The 24,095-nt window shown below is 49.2% G+C and carries 24 protein-coding genes, 1 tRNA gene and 2 pseudogenes; 15 read left to right on the top strand and 12 right to left on the bottom strand.

Going from position 1 to position 24,095, the window contains the following annotated elements; genetic code table 11:
* The first annotated feature begins 62 nt into the window (after positions 1–62).
* Positions 63–446 carry a fluoride efflux transporter CrcB gene (crcB, locus tag EC843_RS13745; protein ID WP_064548736.1) on the top strand — a complete coding sequence of 128 codons (384 nt, stop codon included), beginning with the start codon at positions 63–65 and terminating at the stop codon, positions 444–446.
* Between the two features lie 214 nt (positions 447–660).
* Here crcB and cspE read toward each other — a convergent pair whose 3' ends face one another.
* Positions 661–870 (bottom strand): transcription antiterminator/RNA stability regulator CspE, encoded by a 210-nt coding sequence (cspE, locus tag EC843_RS13740; protein ID WP_004100146.1) that lies wholly within the window; start codon positions 868–870, stop codon positions 661–663.
* A 200-nt stretch (positions 871–1,070) separates the two neighbouring features.
* Positions 1,071–1,625 (bottom strand): lipid IV(A) palmitoyltransferase PagP, encoded by a 555-nt coding sequence (gene pagP / locus EC843_RS13735; protein WP_064548785.1) that lies wholly within the window; start codon positions 1,623–1,625, stop codon positions 1,071–1,073.
* A 393-nt stretch (positions 1,626–2,018) separates the two neighbouring features.
* Here pagP and dcuC point away from each other — a divergent pair, with 393 nt between their 5' ends.
* Positions 2,019–3,401, top strand: coding sequence for an anaerobic C4-dicarboxylate transporter DcuC (gene dcuC / locus EC843_RS13730; protein WP_064548739.1), 1,383 nt, complete (start codon positions 2,019–2,021; stop codon positions 3,399–3,401).
* 11 nt (positions 3,402–3,412) lie between these two features.
* Here the strand turns inward: dcuC and dpiA are convergent, their stop codons facing one another.
* Both dpiA and dpiB read right to left on the bottom strand, forming a co-directional pair.
* Positions 3,413–4,093 (bottom strand): two-component response regulator DpiA, encoded by a 681-nt coding sequence (gene dpiA / locus EC843_RS13725; RefSeq protein WP_064548740.1) that lies wholly within the window; start codon positions 4,091–4,093, stop codon positions 3,413–3,415.
* Positions 4,062–5,726 (bottom strand): sensor histidine kinase DpiB, encoded by a 1,665-nt coding sequence (gene dpiB / locus EC843_RS13720; RefSeq protein WP_064548742.1) that lies wholly within the window; start codon positions 5,724–5,726, stop codon positions 4,062–4,064. The genes dpiA and dpiB overlap by 32 nt, the downstream gene beginning before the upstream one ends.
* A gap of 324 nt (positions 5,727–6,050) precedes the next feature.
* Between dpiB and citC the strand changes: the two genes are divergently transcribed.
* The 9 genes from citC to EC843_RS24555 all read left to right on the top strand — a co-directional run bounded on the left by citC (position 6,051) and on the right by EC843_RS24555 (position 13,890).
* Positions 6,051–7,124 carry a [citrate (pro-3S)-lyase] ligase gene (citC, locus tag EC843_RS13715; RefSeq protein WP_121814125.1) on the top strand — a complete coding sequence of 358 codons (1,074 nt, stop codon included), beginning with the start codon at positions 6,051–6,053 and terminating at the stop codon, positions 7,122–7,124.
* Complete coding sequence (gene citD, locus EC843_RS13710) at positions 7,121–7,417, top strand: citrate lyase acyl carrier protein (protein ID WP_064548747.1); 297 nt, start codon at positions 7,121–7,123, stop codon at positions 7,415–7,417. Before citC ends, citD begins: the two co-directional genes overlap by 4 nt.
* Entirely contained in the window at positions 7,414–8,310 is an 897-nt protein-coding gene (locus EC843_RS13705) for an aldolase/citrate lyase family protein (RefSeq protein WP_064548749.1), read from the top strand. Before citD ends, EC843_RS13705 begins: the two co-directional genes overlap by 4 nt.
* Before the next feature lie 9 nt (positions 8,311–8,319).
* On the top strand, positions 8,320–9,834 hold the full coding sequence (gene citF / locus EC843_RS13700; RefSeq protein WP_133522404.1) for a citrate lyase subunit alpha: 1,515 nt from the start codon (positions 8,320–8,322) through the stop codon (positions 9,832–9,834).
* Positions 9,835–9,837: 3 nt separating this feature from the next.
* The gene (gene citX, locus EC843_RS13695) at positions 9,838–10,389 is read left to right on the top strand and encodes a citrate lyase holo-[acyl-carrier protein] synthase (RefSeq protein WP_121814128.1); all 552 of its coding nucleotides are present in this window, start codon (positions 9,838–9,840) and stop codon (positions 10,387–10,389) included.
* The gene (gene citG / locus EC843_RS13690; RefSeq protein WP_243739146.1) at positions 10,364–11,248 is read left to right on the top strand and encodes a triphosphoribosyl-dephospho-CoA synthase CitG; all 885 of its coding nucleotides are present in this window, start codon (positions 10,364–10,366) and stop codon (positions 11,246–11,248) included. Before citX ends, citG begins: the two co-directional genes overlap by 26 nt.
* A 35-nt stretch (positions 11,249–11,283) precedes the next feature.
* The gene (locus tag EC843_RS13685) at positions 11,284–12,747 is read left to right on the top strand and encodes an anion permease (protein WP_064548756.1); all 1,464 of its coding nucleotides are present in this window, start codon (positions 11,284–11,286) and stop codon (positions 12,745–12,747) included.
* A gap of 88 nt (positions 12,748–12,835) precedes the next feature.
* Positions 12,836–13,639 carry a ribonuclease I gene (gene rna, locus EC843_RS13680; protein WP_064548759.1) on the top strand — a complete coding sequence of 268 codons (804 nt, stop codon included), beginning with the start codon at positions 12,836–12,838 and terminating at the stop codon, positions 13,637–13,639.
* A 101-nt stretch (positions 13,640–13,740) separates the two neighbouring features.
* Entirely contained in the window at positions 13,741–13,890 is a 150-nt protein-coding gene (locus tag EC843_RS24555) for a hypothetical protein (RefSeq protein ID WP_157092968.1), read from the top strand.
* A 44-nt stretch (positions 13,891–13,934) separates the two neighbouring features.
* Here the strand turns inward: EC843_RS24555 and EC843_RS13675 are convergent, their stop codons facing one another.
* A complete protein-coding gene (locus EC843_RS13675; RefSeq protein ID WP_064548760.1) occupies positions 13,935–14,765 on the bottom strand; it encodes an alpha/beta hydrolase in 831 nt (276 codons plus the stop codon).
* A 291-nt stretch (positions 14,766–15,056) separates the two neighbouring features.
* On the opposite strand from EC843_RS13675, the gene EC843_RS13670 reads away from it, so the two are divergent.
* Entirely contained in the window at positions 15,057–16,433 is a 1,377-nt protein-coding gene (locus tag EC843_RS13670; protein ID WP_064548762.1) for a GntP family permease, read from the top strand.
* Between the two features lie 159 nt (positions 16,434–16,592).
* Positions 16,593–17,003 (top strand): nucleoside diphosphate kinase regulator, encoded by a 411-nt coding sequence (gene rnk / locus EC843_RS13665; protein WP_064548765.1) that lies wholly within the window; start codon positions 16,593–16,595, stop codon positions 17,001–17,003.
* A gap of 47 nt (positions 17,004–17,050) precedes the next feature.
* Here rnk and EC843_RS13660 read toward each other — a convergent pair whose 3' ends face one another.
* The 3 genes from EC843_RS13660 to folD form a co-directional block, all read right to left on the bottom strand.
* Positions 17,051–17,578: a metal-dependent hydrolase gene (locus EC843_RS13660; protein ID WP_064548767.1), complete on the bottom strand. Its 528-nt coding sequence runs from the start codon at positions 17,576–17,578 to the stop codon at positions 17,051–17,053.
* A gap of 65 nt (positions 17,579–17,643) precedes the next feature.
* Positions 17,644–17,856, bottom strand: coding sequence for a ribosome-associated protein YbcJ (gene ybcJ, locus EC843_RS13655; RefSeq protein ID WP_064548770.1), 213 nt, complete (start codon positions 17,854–17,856; stop codon positions 17,644–17,646).
* A 1-nt stretch (position 17,857) separates the two neighbouring features.
* Entirely contained in the window at positions 17,858–18,724 is an 867-nt protein-coding gene (folD, locus tag EC843_RS13650) for a bifunctional methylenetetrahydrofolate dehydrogenase/methenyltetrahydrofolate cyclohydrolase FolD (protein ID WP_064548772.1), read from the bottom strand.
* A 187-nt stretch (positions 18,725–18,911) separates the two neighbouring features.
* Between folD and EC843_RS13645 the strand changes: the two genes are divergently transcribed.
* Positions 18,912–18,988 (top strand) — tRNA-Arg (locus tag EC843_RS13645).
* Between the two features lie 101 nt (positions 18,989–19,089).
* Here EC843_RS13645 and EC843_RS13640 read toward each other — a convergent pair.
* Positions 19,090–19,461, bottom strand: a pseudogene (locus EC843_RS13640) (DUF4942 domain-containing protein); the annotation flags it as partial.
* 16 nt (positions 19,462–19,477) lie between these two features.
* Here EC843_RS13640 and EC843_RS13635 point away from each other — a divergent pair.
* A pseudogene (locus tag EC843_RS13635) lies at positions 19,478–19,952 on the top strand (integrase core domain-containing protein); the annotation flags it as partial.
* 252 nt (positions 19,953–20,204) lie between these two features.
* On the opposite strand, the gene EC843_RS13630 reads toward EC843_RS13635, so the two are convergent.
* The 3 genes from EC843_RS13630 to EC843_RS13620 all read right to left on the bottom strand — a co-directional run bounded on the left by EC843_RS13630 (position 20,205) and on the right by EC843_RS13620 (position 24,065).
* Complete coding sequence (locus tag EC843_RS13630; RefSeq protein ID WP_064548774.1) at positions 20,205–20,912, bottom strand: oligogalacturonate-specific porin KdgM family protein; 708 nt, start codon at positions 20,910–20,912, stop codon at positions 20,205–20,207.
* A gap of 217 nt (positions 20,913–21,129) precedes the next feature.
* On the bottom strand, positions 21,130–22,905 hold the full coding sequence (locus tag EC843_RS13625) for a transporter (RefSeq protein WP_064548776.1): 1,776 nt from the start codon (positions 22,903–22,905) through the stop codon (positions 21,130–21,132).
* Positions 22,906–23,186: 281 nt separating this feature from the next.
* The gene (locus EC843_RS13620; protein ID WP_133522402.1) at positions 23,187–24,065 is read right to left on the bottom strand and encodes an NAD(P)-dependent oxidoreductase; all 879 of its coding nucleotides are present in this window, start codon (positions 24,063–24,065) and stop codon (positions 23,187–23,189) included.
* Between the last annotated feature and the right edge of the window lie 30 nt (positions 24,066–24,095).

Here is a 24,095-nt window from a genome sequence, read left to right as displayed (position 1 = left end):
GAAACGTCCCGTACTGACGTTACACTCATTCTCTTGCGCATTAGATCGAACAGGAAAACATCGTGTTACAGATGCTATTAGCCGTGTTTATTGGCGGCGGGACGGGCAGCGTTGCGCGCTGGTTGCTCAGTATGAGATTCAACCCGGTGCATGGTGCTATTCCAGTTGGAACATTGGTCGCCAACCTGGTAGGCGCATTTATTATCGGCCTCGGCCTGGCCTTGTTCACCAGAATGACTCATCTCGACCCAGTGTGGAAATTGTTGATCACCACCGGTTTTTGCGGTGGCCTGACGACATTTTCAACCTTTTCGGCTGAAGTGGTATTCCTGCTACAAGACGGGCGTCTGGCATGGGCAGGATTAAACATGCTACTGAACCTCGCCGGTTCATTGACGATGACCGCCATCGCATTTTGGTTAGTTTCATTGGCATACGGCCACTAATTAGTAGCACGTTAAGGTTAGCTTAATTTTCGTCTGCCACTCTGTTTGAAAAATAGCGTGGGGCAAATAATGACGAAACAACGTGTTGCTGAGTGGACTGCGGTGCTGATAAGCACGCTAATTGTGGTGAGCTTTGTGAAAGTTTATCTATTTTACTGAATTTAAAGCAAAAAAAACCCGCCTTAGCGGGTTTTTATATTCTACTGGTAATGCCTTAGATAGGCATTACGTTTGCAGCAGATGGGCCTTTGGCACCGTTAGTGATTTCAAACTCAACGCGCTGACCTTCAGCCAGGGTTTTGAAACCATTGCTCTGGATTGCAGAGAAGTGTACGAACACGTCTTTGCTACCATCTTCCGGAGTAATGAAGCCAAAGCCTTTTGACTCGTTAAACCACTTAACGTTACCTTTAATCTTAGACATCTAAATTACCTTTACATGAAAAACGACACAAATGCTGTGTCGAACACCAGTACACCAATTGTGATGGATTTTGTCCAGCCCAGATTAGCTAAAAAGTGAGAAAAATTGCTACCTCTTTTAAAAAGTGTGCAGCAGCCCGTATTTTCAAACAATAGATAGAAAACATATGGGTTTGGATTGATTCTGGCCTATACCGCCGCTCAGAATTGGAAGCGTAGCCAGGCGAAGTAAACGTTACCGTTGTTGTAAGTTCCAGGGATATAGGTCATCTGGAAGGTCGCCGGGCCATATCCTACAGATGCCAAAGGCAGGATCACCGGCAGTGGAATGTAGTTCCAGTTATCACGAGCGGTAACACCGAGTGTATAGCCTAGCCCTATGTGGAAATTATCATCCGTCAGCGGGCGCCAGGTTTTCTCCCATCCGTAACCACCAATTGGCTCCCATTTGTTAAAGGAATCTTTAAACATCATCAAATACAAGCCATGCCAGTTCCCGCTGTCATCCCATCGCGTTTGTCCGAACCCAAGGCCCCATGGTCGTTCGTTATATTTCTCTATTTTTTCCTCGTCGTATGCGAAGCGCGCATGCCAGGTTATCGCCGGAATAAACAAATCATAGTGTTGTGGTTCATTCCACGTCTGTGAAACGTTATCAGTCAATGTATTCCAGGCATTGCCCAGCAGACTAGTTTGATTTGCCATTGCAGCTGGTACTTCCCTTATTGGAACCAGCAAAATAATAAAAAGAATCACTCGTTTATTTGTTAAAGCCACGTTAATTTCCGCATCAAAACTCAATAGCTAATTTAACAAATTTTATGTTAACTACAGCTAAATAAGCTGCGGGTAAAATCCGAAAACACGGGCCTGGTTATCGGTTATTAATAGAACAATTGCTTCGACAAATAGATAACGCATATCAATAAGTAAATGTCATAATTGCAGCTCGGCCAACAAAAGCACTATGGCAGTGGAATCAAGCTCGCTAAATTTTGATGCTTATCAGAACTCGTCGCCTGTGATTCAGGCAGATTGACACCGCTTTCGCAGACGGCTTTAAAGCCGTTATTTTTTATTTTTCTGGCATGGCGTTACGTTCAGGTACGGCCAACAGATGCCGACGACCAAACGCAACAGGGGGCTTTAATGCTAACTACGATTGAATTACTTATTGGGGTGATAGTGATTGTTGGTGTAGCTCGCTACATCATCAAAGGCTACTCCGCGACCGGCGTATTATTTGTCGGTGGTTTAATATTACTGATTATTAGTGCCTTAATGGGCCACAAAGTTTTACCTGCCAGTGCTGAAAGTACCGGTTACACCGCAACCGATATTGTCGAATATGTCAAAATCTTGCTGATGAGCCGTGGTGGCGATCTCGGCATGATGATCATGATGCTGTGTGGTTTTGCCGCATATATGACCCATATTGGTGCTAACGACATGGTCGTTAAGCTCGCATCAAAACCATTGAAATTAATTAACTCACCTTACATTCTGATGATCGCTGCGTATTTCGTGGCTTGTCTGATGTCACTAGCGGTCTCTTCTGCGACTGGCCTGGGTGTATTGCTGATGGCAACATTGTTCCCGGTAATGGTGAACGTCGGGATTAGCCGTGGCGCTGCGGCGGCAATTTGTGCCTCCCCTGCTGCAATCATTCTCTCTCCAACCTCTGGCGATGTGGTGCTGGCGGCGAAAGCTGCGGAAATGACATTGGTTGATTTTGCCTTTAAAACTACCGTGCCAATTTCTATTGCCGCAATTATTGCCATGGCGATTGCCCACTTCTTCTGGCAACGCTACCTGGATAAAAAAGAGAACATCAGCCATGAAATGCTCGATGTCAGCGAAATCCAGACTACTGCTCCTTCTTTCTATGCCATTCTGCCATTTACGCCAATTATTGGTGTGTTGATTTTCGACGGTAAATGGGGCCCACAACTACACATCATTACCATTTTGGTTATCTGTATTCTGATTGCGGCAATCATTGAATTCTTCCGTGGTTTCAACACACAGAACGTCTTCTCCGGGCTGGAGGTTTGCTATCGCGGTATGGCTGATGCCTTCGCCAACGTGGTGATGTTGTTGGTGGCGGCAGGTGTCTTCGCCCAGGGTCTCAGCACCATCGGCTTTATCCAGAGCCTGATATCTATTGCCACCTCGTTTGGCTCAGCAAGTATCATTCTGATGCTGGTGTTAGTCGTTCTCACCATGTTAGCTGCCATGACTACCGGTTCAGGTAACGCCCCGTTCTATGCCTTTGTTGAGATGATCCCTAAACTGGCTCACTCCTCTGGCATCAACCCTGCGTATCTGGCGATCCCAATGTTGCAAGCATCCAACCTGGGCCGTACCATTTCTCCGGTTTCCGGCGTGGTTGTGGCCGTTGCAGGTATGGCAAAAATTTCCCCATTTGAAGTCGTTAAACGTACCTCAGTACCGATTGCGGTAGGTCTGGTGGTGGTCATTATTGCCACTGAAATCCTCGTGCCTTCTGCTGCCGTTGTTGTTGGCGGCTAAAAGCACTTCGCTCACAGTGCCCGATAGGTGCGCTGTGGGCGTCCTACCTTGCCATAAACTATTTCGGCCATAATTTGCTGGCGGCTGGCACAAAACTCCAGATAACGTCGCGCCGTGGTACGGCTCAGTTTTAACGCTTCAGCCACGGTTTCCGCAGTGTGGCGAGCTTCCGGGTCAGTAAACAGCAGCTGCACTTTCTCCAGCGTCAGCTCATCAATCCCCACCGGCAACACCTCTTTTTGCTCCCCGCGCGCATAGGCATTGAACATATCGTCAATCTGCCGCTGGCTGGCACTGGCACTGTTCGCCAGCATCTGCATTCGCTGCTGATAGCGCTCCAGTGTTTGCTCAAGGCGTTCGTAGGCAATAGGCTTAACCAGATAATCAAACACCCCGCCGCGCACCGCATCGGATACGGTATCCATATCACTTGCAGCCGTCGTAAAGACCACTCCGCCAGGGAAGCGCGCCTGAGCCAGTTCTTGCAGAAGCGTAATTCCGCGGCCATCGGGCAAATAGTTATCCAGCAAAATCAAATCAGGCTTAAATCGCTCAATCATCATTCTGGTTTGCGCCAGATTCCCCGCCAGCCACACTTGCCCGCAATGGGGCATTTGACGAATAAACTCCGCATGCATTTCCGCCAGCGCTGTTTCGTCTTCAACAATCAGAATCGTAATAGGTTGCGTCATTGCTCTTTTTCACTTTCGGTATAAAAACAGAAAATAAAGAACCGCTGGGTTGGTTGTCTTCCAGCGTAATTACCCCGCCACAGCGACTGACATAACTGACTATCAGATATAACCCAATGCCGTGTGCGTCCTTGTTATCAGTTTTGGTGCTGACACCTTGCTCAAAAATAGCTTCACGTAACGTCTCGGGCACGCCACAGCCCTGGTCGGCCACTTCAATTATCACCTCCGATCCTTCATCGCTCAGATAGAGTTCGACAATGTTATTGCTGCGTGAATTTTTCAGGCTGGCATCAAAAGCGTTATCCAGTAAATTGCCGACAATAGCCGAAAACTCAGTGCTATCCAGCCCTTCCGGAAGCGCCGATAACTGGCTGCCAGGCACAATATTTAATACCAGCCCCAGTTCACGCGCCCGCTGAGACTTACCAAACAACAGGCCAGCCACCTGGCGGTCATTTATCTCACTGCGCAGATAATCGATAAGCTCTTGCTGCGCCTGAGACTCCCCTTTCACCATCTCAAGCACCCGGTCATATTCCTTCATTTGCAGCAGGCCGCTGAGCGTCGACATCCAGTTTAAATGTTCATGACGCAGCGTTCGCAGGCTCTCCACATACTGTTTAATTTGGGTGAGCTGCGCATTCAGCGTGCTGATTTCGTCTTTGCTGCGGAAGCTGACAATCGCGCCTGCGGGTGCCGCATGGCCGGAATGAATCACCCCGCGATTGGCAATCACACTCAGCCCGTTAAAAGTACAAATCACGTCCTGGCGTGCTTCGGCAATCTTTTCAGTGAAAAAACTCGCCGGATGCACCACATCAGATATTGGTTTCCCCAGCCACTGGCGGCCTGGTGAACGCAACCCGAGCATTTTACGGGCATTGCGATTAATCGCCGTGATAAGCCCATCGCTATCGACGGCGATCAAGCCTTCAAATACCGAGCCAAACAGCGCCTCTTGTTGGCGCACCACGCGCGCAATCTGGCGTGGCTCCATCCCCAGCATCTGCCTGCGGATATGGGAAGAAAACAACCAGGAGAGCAGCATCAGAACAATCAGGATAACCACAAAAACACCGGCGAGCGGCAGCAGGAAATCCAGACGCCAGCTATCAATTTTACTGACCAGATAACCGAGCGACACCACGCCAATCACTTTGCCGTGCTCGTCAAAGATTGGCGTCTTGGCGCGCATCGCCATGCCAATCGAACCTTCGCCAGTAATAAAGTAGCTCTCACCTTTTTCCAGCGCACCAGGCTTGGTCCACTGCATCGGGTAGCCAATTTTTTCTGGATTCGGGTGAAAAAGACGAATGGAATGGCTGTCGCCAATCACGACATAATCAAAATCAGAACCGGTGGATAATTTGCCAACAATCACGGCGAGGTGTGCGCTGTCTCTGTTTTTGACCGCCGTAATAAGACTGTCGTTCGAGGCGATAATCCGCGCCTGATTCATCGCCATATCGCGCACATGTTCGAGGAGATAATCTTCAAAACTTGCTGTTAAATACTTGCCCAGTGCAGCAATCAATAAAGTCGATACCAGTAACAGCAGTAAAAAGATTCTTAATGGGAAAGCAATTTTTTGAAAAAGTCGCAATACGCCAATCTTTTCTGTTCCCGGCATTGATTTTCCTTTTTCTGGCGTTCGACAAATGTAATGAAATTGTTTCTAAAACCGCGAAATTAATAAAATCGATCGTCACAGATTCAGAACATTAAATCAATTAAACAAATAAAAACCACGTCACAACTTGCGAAGAAATTAATTAAGTAAATAAAAACCATTAAGTCTATTTAAATCAGGTAACCCTTTGTGAAACAGTTCAAAACCTGGCGAACAAATACCCCTTACGATCTTCCCCACAGCAGAAAAAATGCTGAAAAGCTCAATTGAAAATAAAACGTTATAAGTTGCAACAAATATACTCAAACAAGGAAGTCACCACTCATGTTTGGCAATACCGTGTTCGCCCAGGTTAAACGCGCCGAAAATATAAAAATGTCCGCTATCACGCACTTCCTGCGTGAAAATGACCTGAGCATTGATACGACGGTAGAAGTCTTTATTACGGTCACTCGCGACGATAAGCTCATCGCCTGCGGAGGCATTGCTGGAAATATAATTAAATGCGTGGCAATCGACGAATCTGTACGCGGTGAAGGGCTGGCGCTCACCCTGGCAACAGAATTAATTAATCTCGCCTACGAACGGCAATGCCCACACCTGTTTATCTACACCAAAACACAGAACGAAGCGTTATTTAAGCAATGTGGTTTTTACACCATCACCAGCGTGCCAGGCATGATGGTACTGATGGAAAATAGCGCCACACGCCTGCAACGTTACGCCAGTTATTTAACCACACTGCGCCAGGCTGGCAGCAAAATTGGCTGCATCGTGATGAATGCCAATCCCTTTACTCACGGCCATCGTTATTTAATTCAGAAAGCCGCAGAACAGTGCGACTGGCTGCATGTTTTCCTGGTGAAAGAGGATACCTCGCGCTTCCCGTACGAAGACCGCCTGGCACTGGTGCGTTCCGGCACCGCCGAAATTAAAAAACTCACCGTCCATCGCGGCTCCGAGTACATCATTTCCCGCGCGACATTCCCTTGTTACTTCATCAAAGAACAGGGCGTGCTCAACCATTGCCACACCGAAATCGACCTGAAAATTTTCCGTCAGTATCTGGCCCCAGCACTCGGTATTACCCACCGTTTCGTCGGTACCGAACCGTATTGCGAAGTCACCGCCACCTACAACAAAGACATGCGCCACTGGCTGGAAACTCCATCGCTCCCCGCTCCGCCGATTGAACTGGTGGAAATTGAACGTCTGCAATATCACGGCATGGCGATTTCCGCCTCGTGGGTACGCAAGCTACTGGTGAAGAAAGACTTTGCCGCCATCGACATTCTGGTTCCCGAAGTCACTCGCGACTACTTAGAACGCATGCTCGCTGCCCGCCCGCAAAACAGCGTGGGCGGGCAACTGGAATCCACATTAACAGGTGAAAAATGAACATTACTCATGCAGCCGTTGCCGGCACCCTGGAATCTGGCGATGTGATGATCCGCATCGCACCACTCGATACACAAGAGATCGACCTGCAAATCAGCAGCAACGTTGAAAAACAGTTTGGCGAAGCCATACGCGCCACGGTGCTGGAGATCCTCGCTCGCCATCAGGTTAAAGGCGCGCAACTGATTCTTGACGACAAAGGCGCGCTGGACTGCATTCTGCGCGCCCGTCTGGAAACCCTGCTGGTTCGCTCAAGCGATATCACCGCCCTGCCATGGGAGAAAAACCTATGACGCCGGAACAAAAGAACCGCACCCGCCGCAGCATGTTATTTGTGCCGGGTGCCAATGCGGCGATGGTCAGCAACGCCTTTATTTATCAGGCCGATGCGCTGATGTTCGATCTGGAAGACTCAGTTATCCTGCGCGAAAAAGACGCCGCCCGCCGTCTGGTTTTCCACGCGTTGCAACATCCGCTGTATCAGGATGTGGAAACCATCGTGCGCGTGAATCCACTTGATTCCGAATATGGCGTGGCCGACCTGGAAGCCGTGGTGCGCGGCGGTGCCGACATTGTGCGCCTGCCAAAAACCGACACCGCACAAGACGTCATTGATACCGAAAGTGAAATCGCGCGCATTGAAGCCGCATGTGGCCGCGAACCCGGTAGCACCGGAATTCTGGCCGCCATTGAATCCCCGCAAGGCATCACTCAGGCAGTGGCAATTGCCCATTCATCCACACGCTTGATTGGTATCGCGCTGGGTGCGGAAGATTATGTGCGCAACCTGCGCACCGAACGTTCCCCCGAAGGTATCGAGCTGCTATTTGCCCGTTGTTCCATTCTGCAAGCCGCGCGCGCGGCGGGGATTCAGGCCTTCGACACCGTCTATTCCGATGCCAATAACGAAGCCGGATTTTTGCACGAAGCGGCGCATATCAAACAACTGGGTTTCGACGGCAAATCGCTGATCAACCCGCGCCAGATTGAGCTGTTACACAACCTCTACGCCCCGACGCAAAAAGAAGTCGATCACGCCAACGCAGTGGTGGAAGCCGCCGAAGCCTCCGCCCGTGAAGGCCGTGGCGTGGTGTCGCTGAACGGAAAAATGGTCGACAGCCCGGTTATCGAACGTGCTCGTCTGGTGTTATCTCGCGCCGCACTTTCCGGCATTCGTGAAGAATAAGGCAAAAAAATGACGCAGAAACAAGAACGTATTGCCGCCTGGAGTCGCCGCAGTGAAAGCGATTTACCGGCTTATAAGAATGTCTCGAAACTGAATTTGCAGGCGCAAAAACCACGCACCAAAAAGCTGTGTAATTCGCTGGAAGAGGCAATTCGCCGCTCAGGCCTGCACGACGGTATGACGATTTCCTTCCACCACGCGTTTCGTGGCGGTGACCTGACGCTGAACAGCGTAATGGCGACCATCGCCAGCATGGGCTTTAAAAACCTGACGCTGGCCTCAAGTTCACTGAGCGATTGCCATGCGCCATTAATCGAGCATATCCGCAATAACGTGGTGACGCGTATTTACACCTCTGGTTTGCGCGGCCCGCTGGCAGAAGAAATCTCACGTGGCCTGCTGGCAGAACCGGTGCAAATCCACTCCCATGGCGGACGTGTACAACTGGTGAACAGCGGCGAGCTAAAAATCGATGTTGCTTTCCTTGGCGTTCCATCGTGCGATGAATTCGGCAATGCTAATGGCTACACCGGCAAAGCCTGCTGCGGTTCGCTGGGCTACGCCAAAGTCGATGCCGAAAACGCCCGTCAGGTGGTGTTGCTAAGCGAAGCGCTGCTGCCCTACCCGCACAACCCCGCCAGTATCATGCAGGATCAGGTCGATTTGATCGTGCAGGTTGAGCAAGTGGGCGATGCCGACAAAATCGGTGCCGATGCCACACGCATGACCTCCAACCCGCGTGAATTGCTCATCGCCCGTACTGCGGCAGATGTTGTCGTCAATTCCGGCTACTTCAAAGAAGGTTTTTCCCTGCAAACCGGGACCGGGGGCGCTTCACTGGCGGTGACCCGTTTTCTGGAAGACAAAATGCGCAGCCGCAACATTCATGCAGGCTTTGCCCTTGGTGGCATCACCGCAACGATTGTCGATCTGCATGAAAAGGGGCTGATTAAAAAACTGCTCGATGTGCAGAGTTTTGACCGCACCGCCGCCGAATCGCTGGCTCGTAACCCTAATCACATTGAAATCAGCGCCAATCAGTACGCCAACTGGGGCTCGAAAGGCGCATCAGTCGACCGCCTGGATGTGGTGGTGTTGAGCGCGCTGGAAGTCGATACCCAATTTAACGTCAATGTGCTGACCGGTTCCGACGGCGTGTTGCGCGGCGCTTCCGGCGGGCATTGCGATACCGCCGTTGCCGCCGCCCTTTCCATTATTGTCGCCCCGCTGGTGCGTGGCCGAATCCCTACGCTGGTCGATAACGTCCTGACCTGCATCACACCGGGTTCCAGCGTCGATATTCTGGTTACCGATCACGGTATTGCCGTCAACCCTGCGCGCCCTGAACTGGCAGAACGCCTGAAAGAAGCCGGCATGAAAATCGTCACCATCGAGTGGTTGCGCGAGCGGGCGCAAATCCTCACCGGCTTCCCCAAAGCGATTAAATTTACCGACCGCGTAATCGCCGTGGTGCGTTACCGCGATGGCTCGGTGATTGATGTTGTGCATCAGGTGAAGGGGTAAATCATGCCGATGTATCTCTCATCTGCGACGCACGCCAAAGTCACTGTGCCAGAGCTACTTGCCAGCCGGGATGCGCGCCAAAAAAGGCAACAGGAGTGGCTTGCACGCCACGCCGTCACCCTGGTTTCTTTCACCGTTGTCGCCCCTGGTTCAGTCAAAGACAGCGAACTGACGCGGCGTATTTTTAACCACGGTCTCAGAGCGTTTCGCCAGTTAGCAGAACGCTCAGGCTGGGAAATCAAAAAACAGAGCTGCCTGGCGCTGGCGACTGGCCCGGAAGCTCTGCTGGCAATCGCCGCCCAGCCTGCCGCGGTGAAACAAGCCGCCATTGAGCTTGAGCAAAACCATCCTCTTGGCCGCCTGTGGGACTTCGACGTGCTGACACCGCAAGGGCAAATTCTCTCGCGCCGTGACTTTTCGCTCCCCGCCCGCCGCTGCCTGTTGTGCGAACAAACCGCCGCTGTTTGCGCCCGTGAACAGGCGCATCCGCTTGCTGAACTGCTCGCTCGTATGGAGACGCTGCTCAATGATGCAGATGACGCAGCCCCGCGCTGAAGTGTCGGAAACGATTGTTGCGCATTACAGCGAACTGGCTTTCCGCGCGTTACTCGCGGAGGTGAACTTAACGCCCAAACCAGGCCTGGTCGACCGCAATAACTGTGGCGCACATAAAGATATGGCGCTGGAGGATTTTCAGCAAAGTGCGGCGGCGATACGCCCATATTTCCCGCGCTTCATTCAACTGGGTGCCAGCACCGCAACATTGCCTGAATGCGAGGTTCTGCAAAATTTACGCCCTATCGGCATCGCCTGTGAAGCCGCAATGTTTCGCGCAACAGAAGGCGTTAACACCCATAAAGGCAGCATTTTTTCACTCGGCTTACTGTGTGCCGCGATTGGTCGCCTGCATCAGCAACAACGCGCCATTACGCCGATGGCAATTTGCCAGACCGTAGCCGCTTTTTGCCATGGGATAACCGAGCGGGAATTGCACCACAACAACCACCAGCAAACCGCCGGGCAACGGCTTTTCCGGCAACTCGGCTTAACCGGTGCGCGCGGTGAAGCCGAAGCGGGTTATCCGTTGGTGATAAATATGGCGCTGCCGCATTACCACGCGCTTCTTACGCAGGCAACCGATCCGGAACTGGCGCTGCTCGACACTTTACTGCTGCTGATGGCACACAACGGAGATACCAATGTGGCCTCTCGCGGGGGTATGGCTGGACTGAGCTGGTTGCAGGAATACGCCCGCACCTTGCTCGCTAACGGCGGTATCCGTAAGCCCGCAGATCTTCGCCATCTGCAAGAGTTCGACCACGCCTGTATTGCACGCAACCTCAGCCCCGGCGGTAGCGCCGACCTGCTGATTATCACCTGGTTGTTAGCCCAAATTTCGCAATATCACCCTTAGCATCAATCGGAATAATCCTTACTGGAGAATCAGTTATGTCTGTTTCAAAAGATAAAATATGGAAGTTGCTGGCACCGCTGGTCGTCATGGCCATCATGCTGCTCATTCCCGTGCCCGATGGCATGCCGCCGCAGGCATGGCATTACTTCGCGGTATTTGTCGCGATGATCGTCGGCATGATCCTCGAACCGATCCCGGCCACCGCGATCAGCTTTATCGCCGTGACGATTTGCGTGATCGGCAGCGATTACCTGCTGTTTGACGCCAAAGAGTTAGCCGACCCAGCTTTTGACGCGGGCAAGCAGGCGTTGAAATGGGGGCTGGCAGGGTTCTCCAGTACCACCGTCTGGCTGGTATTCGGCGCGTTTATCTTCGCGCTGGGCTATGAAGTCACCGGCCTGGGTCGCCGTATCGCGCTGATCATGGTGAAATTCATGGGCAAGCGCACGCTGACTCTCGGCTACGCCATCGTGATTATTGATATTCTGCTGGCACCATTTACCCCGTCAAACACCGCCCGCACCGGCGGCACCGTGTTCCCGGTAATCAAAAACCTGCCGCCATTATTCCAGTCATTCCCTAACGACCCTTCTTCGCGCCGCATCGGTAGCTACCTGATGTGGATGATGGTGATCAGTACCAGCCTCAGTTCGTCGATGTTCATCACCGGTGCGGCTCCCAACGTGCTCGGCCTTGAGTTCGTCAGCAAAATTGCCGGTATTCAAATTAGCTGGATGCAGTGGTTTTTGAGCTTCCTGCCGGTGGGCATTATTCTGCTGATCGTCGCGCCATGGCTGTCTTACGTCCTCTATAAACCTGAAATCACCCACAGCGAGGAAGTCTCCGGCTGGGCGAAAGACGCGCTACAAGAGATGGGCAAACTCACCCGCAAAGAGATCACCCTGATTGGCCTGGTGCTGTTAAGCCTGGGGTTGTGGGTGTTTGGCGGCGAGGTAATTGATGCAACAGCGGTAGGTTTGCTGGCGGTATCGCTGATGCTGGCGCTGCACGTGGTGCCGTGGAAAGACATCACCAAATATAACAGTGCGTGGAACACCTTAGTTAACCTGGCAACTCTGGTAGTGATGGCAAGCGGCCTGACGCGTTCCGGTTTTATCGACTGGTTCGCCAATACCATGAGTAGCCATCTGGAGGGTTTCTCCGCCAATACTACGGTTATCGTGCTGGTATTGGTGTTCTACTTCGCGCATTACCTGTTTGCCAGCCTGTCGGCGCACACCGCGACTATGCTGCCGGTGATTCTGGCGGTGGGTAAAGGTATTCCCGGCGTGCCAATGGAGCATTTGTGTATTTTGCTGGTGCTGTCGATTGGTATCATGGGCTGCCTGACACCTTACGCCACCGGCCCTGGCGTGATTATTTACGGCTGCGGCTATGTGAAGTCGAAAGACTACTGGCGCCTGGGTGCGATTTTCGGCGTGATTTATATCACCATGTTGCTATGTGTCGGCTGGCCGATTCTGGCGCTGTGGAGTTAACGGCTTTCATATTGCGGACAAAGCGTCTCTCTGAGGCGCTTTTTTTATGATTAAATAAGGAATTATCATCTAACTGAATGAGAAAGGCATGAAATTCCTTTGCCAGACTGCCCTGTTAACCCTCGCTTGCGCCACTCACTCCGCCGCCCTGGCAGAAGATCTGCAACCCAAACAATATGGCGATTTCGAACGCTACGTGCTGGCCCTTTCCTGGCAAACCGGTTTTTGTCAGAGCATGCACGAGCGCAATCGCAACGAACCTGCTGAATGTAAAACCCAGCAGGAACAGGACGACAAACGTGCATTTTTGACGGTCCACGGGCTGTGGCCTGGATTACCGAAATCTGTAGCCTCACGCGGTGTGGATGAAAAACGCTGGATGCGTTACGGCTGCTCAACCCGCCCGGTGCCAAACATGGCGGAAGCTCGCGGTTCGCAAAAATGCCAGGCACCTGCGCCTGAGTTATCCGCAGACATCGCCAGCAAACTCGCAGGCGTGATGCCCGGTGCTGGCGGCCAGTCTTGCCTTGAGCGCTATGAATTCGCTAAACACGGCGCGTGCTTTGGTTTTAATCCCAACGCCTACTTCGGCACCATGGTTCGTCTGAATAACGAGTTTAAACAGAGTGCATTTGGCACCTTCCTTGCGGAAAATTACGGTAAAGACGTCACCCGTAAAGCGTTCAATAAAGCGCTGGAAAAAAGCTGGGGAAGTGAAGCGGTGAAAGCGGTCAAACTGACCTGTAACGGTAATCCGGCTTATCTGACAGAAATACAAATCTCGCTGGATGCCGGGAAAATTAACAGCCCGTTAAATGAAGGGTCATTCGCCACACAAAGAAATTCAGGCAACTGTGCAAAACAGTTCCGTCTGGATGCCGTTGGGTATTAGAGGATTAAACGGCCATAAACACTGAAGACAAAAAATAATCAGTTCACTATTAGTTCCGTATTTTCCGCCATATGATTTGCGTATCAAATACGGAGGTCATTATGAACACCACGAAACGCTTTTTAATGCAGTTGAAAGACCAGTTTGAGCGCGAAGGCCGGGCGCAAAAATTGTTAGGTTTGATTTGGCTTTCCCCGCAACAGCGCTACGAAATCTTAAAAGAGATTATGTTGCCGGTTGCCAGGAAATGAGGTTGTTAAATTGGCGGGTGACGCAGGGTTCACCCGCCTGAAGGTTACCCTTTCAAGAACTCCAGTAAATCTGCATTTACCCGGTCTTTCTCGGTGGTACAAATGCCGTGCGATCCACCCTGGTATACTTTGAATGTCGAATCCGGCAACGTTGCCGCCGTGACTTTACCGCAGGTTTCAAACGGGACAATCTGGTCATCATCGCCATGAATAACTAGCGTTGGAATAGTCATTTTCTTCAGGTCTTCTCGCAGGTCGGTTTCAGAAAACGCTTTAATACAATCGTAGAGCGCCTTAATTCCCCCCTGCATCCCCTGTTCAACAAAACTCTCCCTGACGCCTTCCGAGATTTTCGCCCCAGGACGGTTATAGCCATAAAACGCCATGGTCAGCTCTTTGAAAAAATCTGCCCGGTTGACGCGCACACCTTCACGAATTCCATCAAACACATCAATGGGTACGCCATCAGGGTTGTAATCCGTTTTCACCATGATCGGCGGCACTGCGCTAATCAGTACGGCTTTTGCCACGCGGCTAGTACCGTGGCGGCCAATGTAACGCGCCACTTCACCTCCGCCAGTGGAATGACCGACATGAATCGCATCTTTGAGATTTAAATGCGCAGTCAATTCCTCCAGATCGTCAGCATATTGATCCATATGATTGCCTTCCCAGGATTGTGATGAGCGACCATGCCCACGACGGTCGTGAGCGATCACCCGGAATCCTTTTTGCCCGAGGAAAAACATCTGATCTTCAAACGCATCTGCGGTTAACGGCCAGCCATGGCTGAAAACTACCGGTTGTCCTTCCCCCCAATCCTTAAAATAAAGAGAACTACCGTCCTTTAACTTGAGTTTGTCGTAATGGCTCATGATATCTCCTGGTCAGGTGATGGTCGTGCGAGTTGCCCAATTGAAAGGTGCATATACAGCGTAATTCAATTTTCTCGCCAGGCAGGTTTATTTACGGTCAGCAATTGTTCCATCAGACTTAGTAAGGGTTTATTTGGAATGTTTGAGCTTGCTCCCAAAATGCCAATAAACATCAGGCAGCCCATTCCCGAACAGCTAATGTTACCAGTATCATGTTACCGGTATCAGAAATCTGGTGAATTATGTTTGTCGCATTTTTCACCTATAAATTCGGCGCAGAGGAACAAACAAATGACCGAAATAACAACACATCTCGGTGCAGGAAGCCTGCTAGGGATCGCAGCCTGTGCAGTTGTACTCCTACTTATTCTTATCATGCGTTTCAAAGTGCATGCTTTCTTAGCTTTAACCCTTGTGAGTGTCGTTGTCGCACTGGTTACCGGTGTGCCGTTCGATAAAATTGTCCCAACTATTTTGGGCGGTTTTGGTAGCACACTGGCAGGTGTTGCACTGCTGGTTGGTCTCGGCGCAATGATTGGCCGCTTGCTTGAAATCTCCGGCGGGGCAAAAGTGCTTGCCGACACGCTGGTCGGTAAGTTTGGCTCTCATCGTGCTCCACTGGCGCTCGGTGTGGCATCGTTACTGTTCGGCTTCCCAATCTTCTTTGATGCGGGCCTGGTCGTCATGCTGCCGATTATCTTCAGCGTGGCAAAACAATTCGGTGGTTCTACGCTGAAATATGCGTTACCTGCTGCCGGTGCGTTTGCAGTCATGCACGCCCTGCTGCCGCCTCATCCAGGCCCGGTTGCTGCCAGTGAATTACTGGGTGCAAACATCGGGCTGCTGGTGATTGTAGGCCTGGTTATCGCCATTCCGACCTGGTATCTCGGCGCGTATCTGTTTGGTCAGTACGCTGGTAAAAAATTCGAAGTTCCACTGCCTTCTTCTTTCCTCGGCAGCGTTGAAGCGGATCCAAACCACCAGCCACCGGCATTTAGCACTGTATTATCGATTCTGTTGTTGCCGCTGGTACTGATTTTCCTCGATACCGGCCTGAACACCGCAACCGTACTCGGTTGGGTTAGTGGCGATAACACCGTGGTTCAACTGCTGCGAATGTTGGGTAAAACCCCTATCGCACTGTTGATTACCGTCTTCTTCTCACTTGCCGTGTTTAGTGGCCGCCATAGCCGCCAGCATCTGGAAAAAGTGTGTGACGGTGCCCTCGGCCCAATCTGTGGCATCATTTTGGTGACCGGTGCGGGTGGTATGTTCGGTGGTGTTCTGCGTGCCAGCGGCATTGGTGATGCGTTGGCGGGTGTTCTGTCCGATACAGGCATGCCAGTAATTGTTGCCGCGTTCGTTATCTCTACCGCTCTGCGTGTGGCGCAAGGTTCTGCAACGGTGGCTCTGACCACGACCGCCGCACTGATTTCCCCAATGGTTGCCGTTACACCAGGCCTGAGCCAGTTCGACCTGTGCTTCATCGTGGTGGCTATTGCGGGTGGTGCGACCGTACTGTCTCACGTGAACGACTCAGGCTTCTGGTTGGTTGGACGTTTCCTGGAAATGGACGAGAAAACTACCCTGAAAACCTGGACCGTGATGGAAACGCTGATCGGAACTATCGCCTTCCTGTTCGCTCTGGTAGGCAGCATTATTCTGTAAACTGTGCTGTTATTAAAATGTGACTGAAGTCGCTTTAAACTAAGTGTTAAGCTCAGTATCATCATCACAGACCAAACCCTCACTCATTGAGTGAGGGTTTTCTTTTGTAGGGTCCGCCATCAGACACAAGAGTGCCTGTTTTTTTACATGGAGAGAAATATGTCCAGACCAGCCATTATCATTAATGAACTTGATGCCGAGCGTATCGACCGATTGCTGGAGCAACCACAGTTTGCCAACCAGCCTGTCGCTCAGGCGTTGAACACCGAACTGGACAGAGCAGAAATGCGTAAACCTGAAGATATCCCGGCAGACGTCGTGACCATGAACAGCCGCGTGAAATTCCGCGATCTGGCCTCAAAAGAGGAGCATGTGCGCACGCTGGTGTATCCGGTCAACCTGACAGATAGCGATAACCAACTTTCGGTGATGGCACCGGTTGGCGCAGCACTGCTGGGTTTACGTGTCGGTGCAACGATTAACTGGACGTTACCAAACGGTAACCAAACGCATCTGGAAGTGCTGGAGTTGCAGTACCAGCCTGAAGCTGCGGGCGAGTTTCACCGCTAATGATTTGCCCCCTTCGCAAAGAAGGGGGAATTGGCCTTTCCAGGGAATCAGCGAAAATTTTTACGCATCACAAATAACAAAAACGCCATCAACAAACCGGGTAACCAAACCCATTGCAGCTCTGACCAAATCACCGCCTGCCCGCGTGGTTCGAGGTAACGAGAAAGTGCAAACGGGGCAACGCGAATCACCTGCCAGGGTGCGAAAAAGCGTTCGTCTGACCACGGCCATAACCAACCAACACCTTTGCCTCCGGTCGTCACGGAGTCCAGAAGACTATGTGAAAGCAATGACACCGTCAGAAATAGCCAGACGCGGATGATACCTGCCCGGAACCAGCGATAGCCGAACAAACACAGCAGCGGCACCACAAAAGCAAACAGCAAAGAGTGCGTGAAACCGCGATGCCCGAACGCATTGCCATACGCCACACCAAATTTGAAAGCCAGCACATCAGCATCCGGTAGCATTGCCAGAACAATACCGCCCAATAAAAGACGTTGAGGAATGATTTTTTTGCCCAGCCCCAATCCTAAACAAATGGGTACCGCTGCATGAGTGATGATAGTTGGCATAGGATGTGAAAATTTGTGAGTGAACAAAAAGAAACGGCCCGTTATGGGCCGTGTTCGGTATGCAATTAAGCTTGAACCGTGATGCTCAGACTTTCAAAAACAACAGTCTGGCCTGCAACGATTTTGCAGCGTTTGCGGGTTTCCACTTCGCCGTCTACTTGCACCAGCCCTTCTGCAATCACCGCTTTCGCCTGTGCGCCGCTTTCACACCAGCCTTCCAGCTTCAGCAGATCGCATAATTCAACGTGTGGGTGTTTACCTAATGAGAAGGTCGCCATTTTACTCTCCATCGACATCATGATATTCCTCGCAAGCCTGCAAGGTATTCTGGATAAGAGTGGCGACGGTCATTGGGCCAACGCCACCCGGAACCGGCGTAATATACGAGGCTTTGACTGCGGCTTCATCATAATTTACGTCACCGACGACTTTACCGCTCTCCAGACGGTTAATCCCCACGTCCACCACAATCGCCCCTTCCTTGATCCACTCGCCCGGGATAAAGCCAGGTTTGCCGACCGCAACAATCACCAGATCGGCGTTCTCGACATGTTGGCGTAAGTTTTTAGTGAAGCGATGCGTCACGGTGGTGGTACACCCTGCCAGCAGCAGTTCCATGCTCATTGGGCGGCCAACAATGTTGGATGCGCCAATCACCACGGCGTTCAGGCCGTAGGTATCAATACCGTAACGCTCAAGCAGCGTCACGATACCACGCGGTGTACAAGGACGCAGACGCGGCGCACGCTGGCACAGGCGGCCCACATTATAGGGATGGAAACCATCAACGTCTTTATCCGGGTCAATACGTTCCAGAACTTTCACGTTATCGATGCCCGCAGGCAGCGGTAACTGAACCAGAATGCCATCGATTTCTTTATCTGCGTTGAGCGTATCAATCAGCTCCAGCAGTTCTGCTTCGGAGGTGGTGTCAGGCAAATCGTAGGAGCGAGAAATAAAGCCAACTTCTTCACATGCTTTACGTTTACTACCGACATAAATCTGCGATGCAGGGTTCTCGCCAACCAGCACAACTGCAAGTCCAGGGGCGCGTTTTCCTGCGGCAATTCGGGCTTTCACTTTTTCAGCAACTTCAAGCCGTACCTGCTGCGCAATCGTTTTACCGTCAATAATCTTTGCTGCCATCAGTCAGATGATTCCGTCTGTAATCGAAAAGGGAGGGGATTGTTTCTATTTTGTCAGAAGCGCGGCTCGCTGTCAGGCATTGTTAAGTGTTTATGCTCAATTGTCGCGCAGGCAGTTGAAAAGCCATTGACTCGTAAGGTACTGACCGTATAATCCGAGTCCGCAATGCTTCCGAAAGGAATACAGTGCGCCCTTAGCTCAGTTGGATAGAGCAACGGCCTTCTAAGCCGTAGGTCACAGGTTCGAGCCCTGTAGGGCGTACCATTTAAAACAATGAGTTACGCAAAGCCCCTCACTAAAAACCACGCACCCAAAAAGTTTATGTAACGGCTGGTGTAAGTAAAATTTCTCAACGCCCATCAACATTAGCGTGGCTTAGCCGGCATTCCCGGATAGTACTTAGCGATGATGTCATTCATCCTTTCAATCAGATCGTACCGCTTTAAAGTGATGTGTGCTGTTCCCTTCTGAAAGTAGCGAATGCTGAAGAACTCATCCTCGTAAACTTCCTTAGTCGGATTATCCCGAATATGCTCCATCAATCGGGTAGAGATATCACTACGGTTGTCAGGTATCGGTTTGCCATCAAGTAAAAACAGCATCCGCTCCAAATCTGTCAATTGATCCCGCCTCCAGCCCCAGTTCAGACTAAATCCCCAGCGGTTATGTGTCACCAGACTGTTAATGATAATCTTCTTACCGAAACTGCAAGGACTATTAGTTTTGTAATCCCATGACTGTAGTGGATCATAAAATCAGAGCTGGTCCATCGATTTTATGCACGATGCGCTGGTGTGTGGCAGACGCTTCCATACCTTCAATGTGGTAGATGATTTTAACCGCGAAGCACTGGTGATAGAAATCAATCTGAATATCCCGGCGCAGCGAATGAAGCGAGTGCTCGACAGGATAGTGGCAAACCGTGGATATCCACTGACTGATGTCGCTTGCACGGGCACAATGGGCCGAAGAGCATAGGGTCATACTGGACTTTATCAAACCTGGTAAGTCGACACAGAATGCCTTTATCAAAAGTTCTAACCGGACATATCGGACAGAAACCCTGGATTTTTATCTGTTCAGAACGCTGAATGAAGTTCGGGAAATTACAGAGCGCTGGTTGACGGAATACAACAGCGAGCGACCTCATGAATCCCTGAATAACCTGACACTGGAAGAATACCGGCTGATGGCTGAAAAATGGAAATTTCAAAAAGGGTGGAAATAAAACTGGAGGACTTACAGTTAGTGCAATCAACAAATGAAGACAGGACCTTTTGTGCCTTCTGCACATCAGGACTGTCCCCCATATCACGATTATTGATGTAAATATCAAACGCCGGAATACCTACTAAGAAGAACGTTAAGGGCGACCATGCTAAGACGTCTTGGGCACCCTATATTATAGTCTTTAAAGAAAAGTATTAATAGAACTCTCTTTAAAATAAAGGAGGGCTACAATTTTTCACTTAAGAATAGATTAGAAAGTATATGTGGCACCAACTCTACTACGAAGTTGCCGACTAGAATTGCAATCAATGGTACTTGTGCATTGAACATTACCAAATTCTATATATGGACGCCATTTAGTGCTGTTTTTAAAACCAACTTTAAGATTGTAATCCCATTCGTATTCATCGTTAGTCCCCATCTTCCATTCTTTATTAATGAAATCTTCAGCATAGTTCGCCTCAAAATCGAACTGAAGAAATTCCCATTGATAGGTAATGTTCCCTGTGAGCTTTGAACGACCTAAAGAGTCATGACTCTCTCCATCACGGCCTGTTGAGGTATTTCCTGCAGAGTAATTTCTTATTTCATGACGATAACGTATTTTTATTGCCACGCCATTATCGAACAAATATTCAAGGCGAACCTGAGGCTTATAGGTAACGCTAGTATCCCCAAAATTAACAAGCACTCCTGGGCTGACCTTTATTCTATCGTTAATCGTGTATTTGTAACCATATTCAAATTCATTATCACTACCTTCTAAGTTACTTAGATTCCCAGTGTACTTCATCTCAACACCAAAAAAATGGTTGCCTGCGCCACCGCCTATTTTTACACGGCCCGCCCAATCATTTTCGTCATGTTTATATTCTTCGCGAAAATCAAGCGTAGCAGATGAAACAGAAAACGCAGACAACATGGTTGCAATGCCGATAATGGCAATTTTTTTATTCATGTTATTACCTTAATAAATAAATGGATTGTGAAATACACCAGCCAAACCTCAAGCTGATTATTGACCAATAAAACCATCTCTCGCTTATCGTGTTACGTGGTCAATATACAATAGGGTGGAAATTCTGGTTGTTTAGAGTGCGAATATATAAATGAATTATGAAAACAACATGCTGATAATCTGGCGACGTATTTCATAAGCCGCCAGATTATATTAATTAACTGTCTGCCATGACTGTTTTATCAGTAATTTTTTTATCCACTGCTTTAATCAAGAGCAAGCCAACACAAAGAACGATGAAACCACAGAATACGAATACTGCACGCCCCCACAGTGGGTTGTTTAATAAGCACATCAATATAACACCAACACCAGCAATAATATGGAGAATACCCAGCATACTGCGTTGTTTATTATCCAGTAATCTTTGTGTAAAAGATTCTGAGGTTAGGGGCGTTGCTAAATTCTCGAAGAATTTATCAACATCTTTCTGGCGATGTTCTACAAGCGGTTTGTAGAACAGTATTGAAAGTAAGAAGAAACCTGCTGTGAAAACAATGTGCGCCACTAAACCTATTGCGACTTTCAGGTCTGACCATTCTCGGCTAGTTAATGTTTCAAGATTAAACCATTGTTGCACCATCTCAGCATTAATAACGAAACCAACGTAGTAGGAGACGATACCGCCGACAGCAAGCGTACCCCAGGCAGCCCAATCTGGTGTTTTCTTAATGAAGAACCCGCAGAATGCTGGAATGGTCATTGGGAACCCAATCAACGCCCCTACATACATCATTGTATCGAATAAACTTAATTCTTTTAATGAGTTAATGAATAGGGCAACGAGGATGATAACCATGCCAAAAATAGTTGAAATAATTTTTGAAACCAACATTAACTCTTTTTCAGAGGCTTTTGGTCTTAAAATAACTTCATAGAAATTTTTAACAAAGATTCCTGAGTTTCTATTTAATCCTGAGTCCATAGAGGACATCGTTGCTGCGAACATAGCTGCAATCAGTAAGCCAACCATACCGACAGGCATATATTTCTGAACAAAATATAAATATGCAAAGTCTGCAGCTTTTTTCCCTGCTTCTGGATATGCAGCTGCTAAATCAACACCCTGGCTGGCAACAAACCATGAAGGCATAAACCAGATGAATGGTCCTACAGTCATCAATAAACAAGCAAGCAGTGCCGCTTTTTTAGCATTTTTTGAGTCTTTAGCTGCAAGATAACGGTAAGAGTTCAGCATGTTATTATTGATGCTGAATTGTTTGATAAAGATAAAGAAAGCCCAAATACCAAAGATACTTAAATAATTAAGGTCATTTCCTGAAACGAAGGAGGCTCCTTCTTGCAATGGAAAATTACTAACAATGTCGGTTACACCACCGCCTTTGATAATTGCAACTACAGCACAGGTCACGGTCACAGCCATGATAATAACCATTTGCATAAAATCAGATGCAATAACCGCCCACGATCCCCCCGTTACAGACATTACAAGCACGACCAATCCGGTAATAATAATTGTTGTTGACATATCAAAACCAAAAATACCGGATGCAATGATGGCTAAACCATTAAGCCATATACCTGCAGAAATAATGCTGTTTGGCATGCTAGACCAAGTAAAAACTTGTTCATTAAAGCGTCCGAAACGCATTCGAACAGCTTCAATTACGGTGATGACACGTAACTGGCGAAACTTCGGCGCAAAATACACATAATTCATAAAGTAGCCGAAAGCATTTGCCATAAAGATCATTGCTACAGCAAAACCATCTGTGTACGCCTTGCCGGCGGCCCCCGTAAAGGTCCAGGCACTAAATTGTGTCATGAAAGCGGTTGCCCCTACCATCCACCACAGCATGTTACCCCCACCTCGGAAATAATCACTTGTTGTACTGGTGAACGCTCGAAACATCCAACCTATTGCAATGAGAAATAAAAAATATATGCCGACTATGACTGTATTGAGTTCCATCTGTAGACCTTTTGAAGGTTAATCACTGATTGGAAATTATCATATCGTCTTAATTGATCATCTTGTATTACAATATACCCAATATGTGACTCTGATCTTAATATATTAGAAATAAAATAATACAAGTTAACTTGAGGATGACTTTGATTAGCTCATAAGTAGAGCGGTGCATAGTGACGATGGGCAAAAAGAAAGGGGATGCAGAAAAGGGGGAGCGTTTTTGCGAAACGGGTCACGCAGCTCATTGTGCAGTGCGTGCCCCGTTATATCGAAGGCTGGACTTATTGTTTGACGGTTAAGAAATAATCAAATATTTCCGGCACATTACCCGAGCCGATCCCCGTAGTTACAGCACCTTTTAGGTTCGATGAGGTGCCTTCGGCTATTTCAGAACGACAACCCAAGTTATTCACCATTTCAAGGAAGTAGCCGAGATCTTTATTAGCATTATCGATTGAAAAACCTAAATCGCTAACCCCGTCTACTGCGTAATTTTTGCAGAATTTCATGAAAGGTGAGTTTGATGGACCTGTCGACATGATATCAAACAGTTGCTGGCGATCGACGCCAGCGAGTTTAGCCACAGCGAATGCCTGCGACATCGCACAAACGGTCGTCATTCCCATGAAATTATTGATTAATTTGGTTGTGTGACCCGCACCAAGATCGCCGAGATAAAAAATGTTTTCACCTTGAACTTCAAGAACCGGCTTCACTTTCTCAAAGGTATTTTTATCCCCCCCAACCATGATGTTAAGTAAACCATCTTTTGCGTGAGCAGGCGTTCTGCCCAGCGGGGCATCAATCATGCCGGAACCTTTTTTAGCGAGATCAGCACCAATTTTTCGGGTTGAGGCAGGGATAGATGTGCCGAAATCGATCAACACAGAACCTTCTTTTATGCCCGCCAGGATGCCGTTATCGCCATACACCACTTTTTCAACGATTGTTGATGTTGTCAGACACAGCATGATGATATCGCTTGCTGCGGCTAATTCAGCCGGAGAGTTGGCTTCAGTTGCGCCACGGGCAACTACGTCCGCAACGGCATCTTTGTTGAGATCCATCACTTTTAACTCGAAGCCATTATCTTGCAGGCATTGAACCATATTACTACCCATTAGGCCTAGGCCAATGAACCCAATCTTCGGCTTTTTCATTTATAACCCCTTGATAAATATTATTTAATA

It is taken from the genome of Buttiauxella sp. JUb87, assembly GCF_004361975.1.
GTDB classification, from domain to species: Bacteria; Pseudomonadota; Gammaproteobacteria; order Enterobacterales; family Enterobacteriaceae; genus Buttiauxella; species Buttiauxella ferragutiae.
The sequence above is the reverse complement of the archived record's forward strand: the minus strand, read 5'-3'. Positions and strand labels throughout refer to the sequence as shown.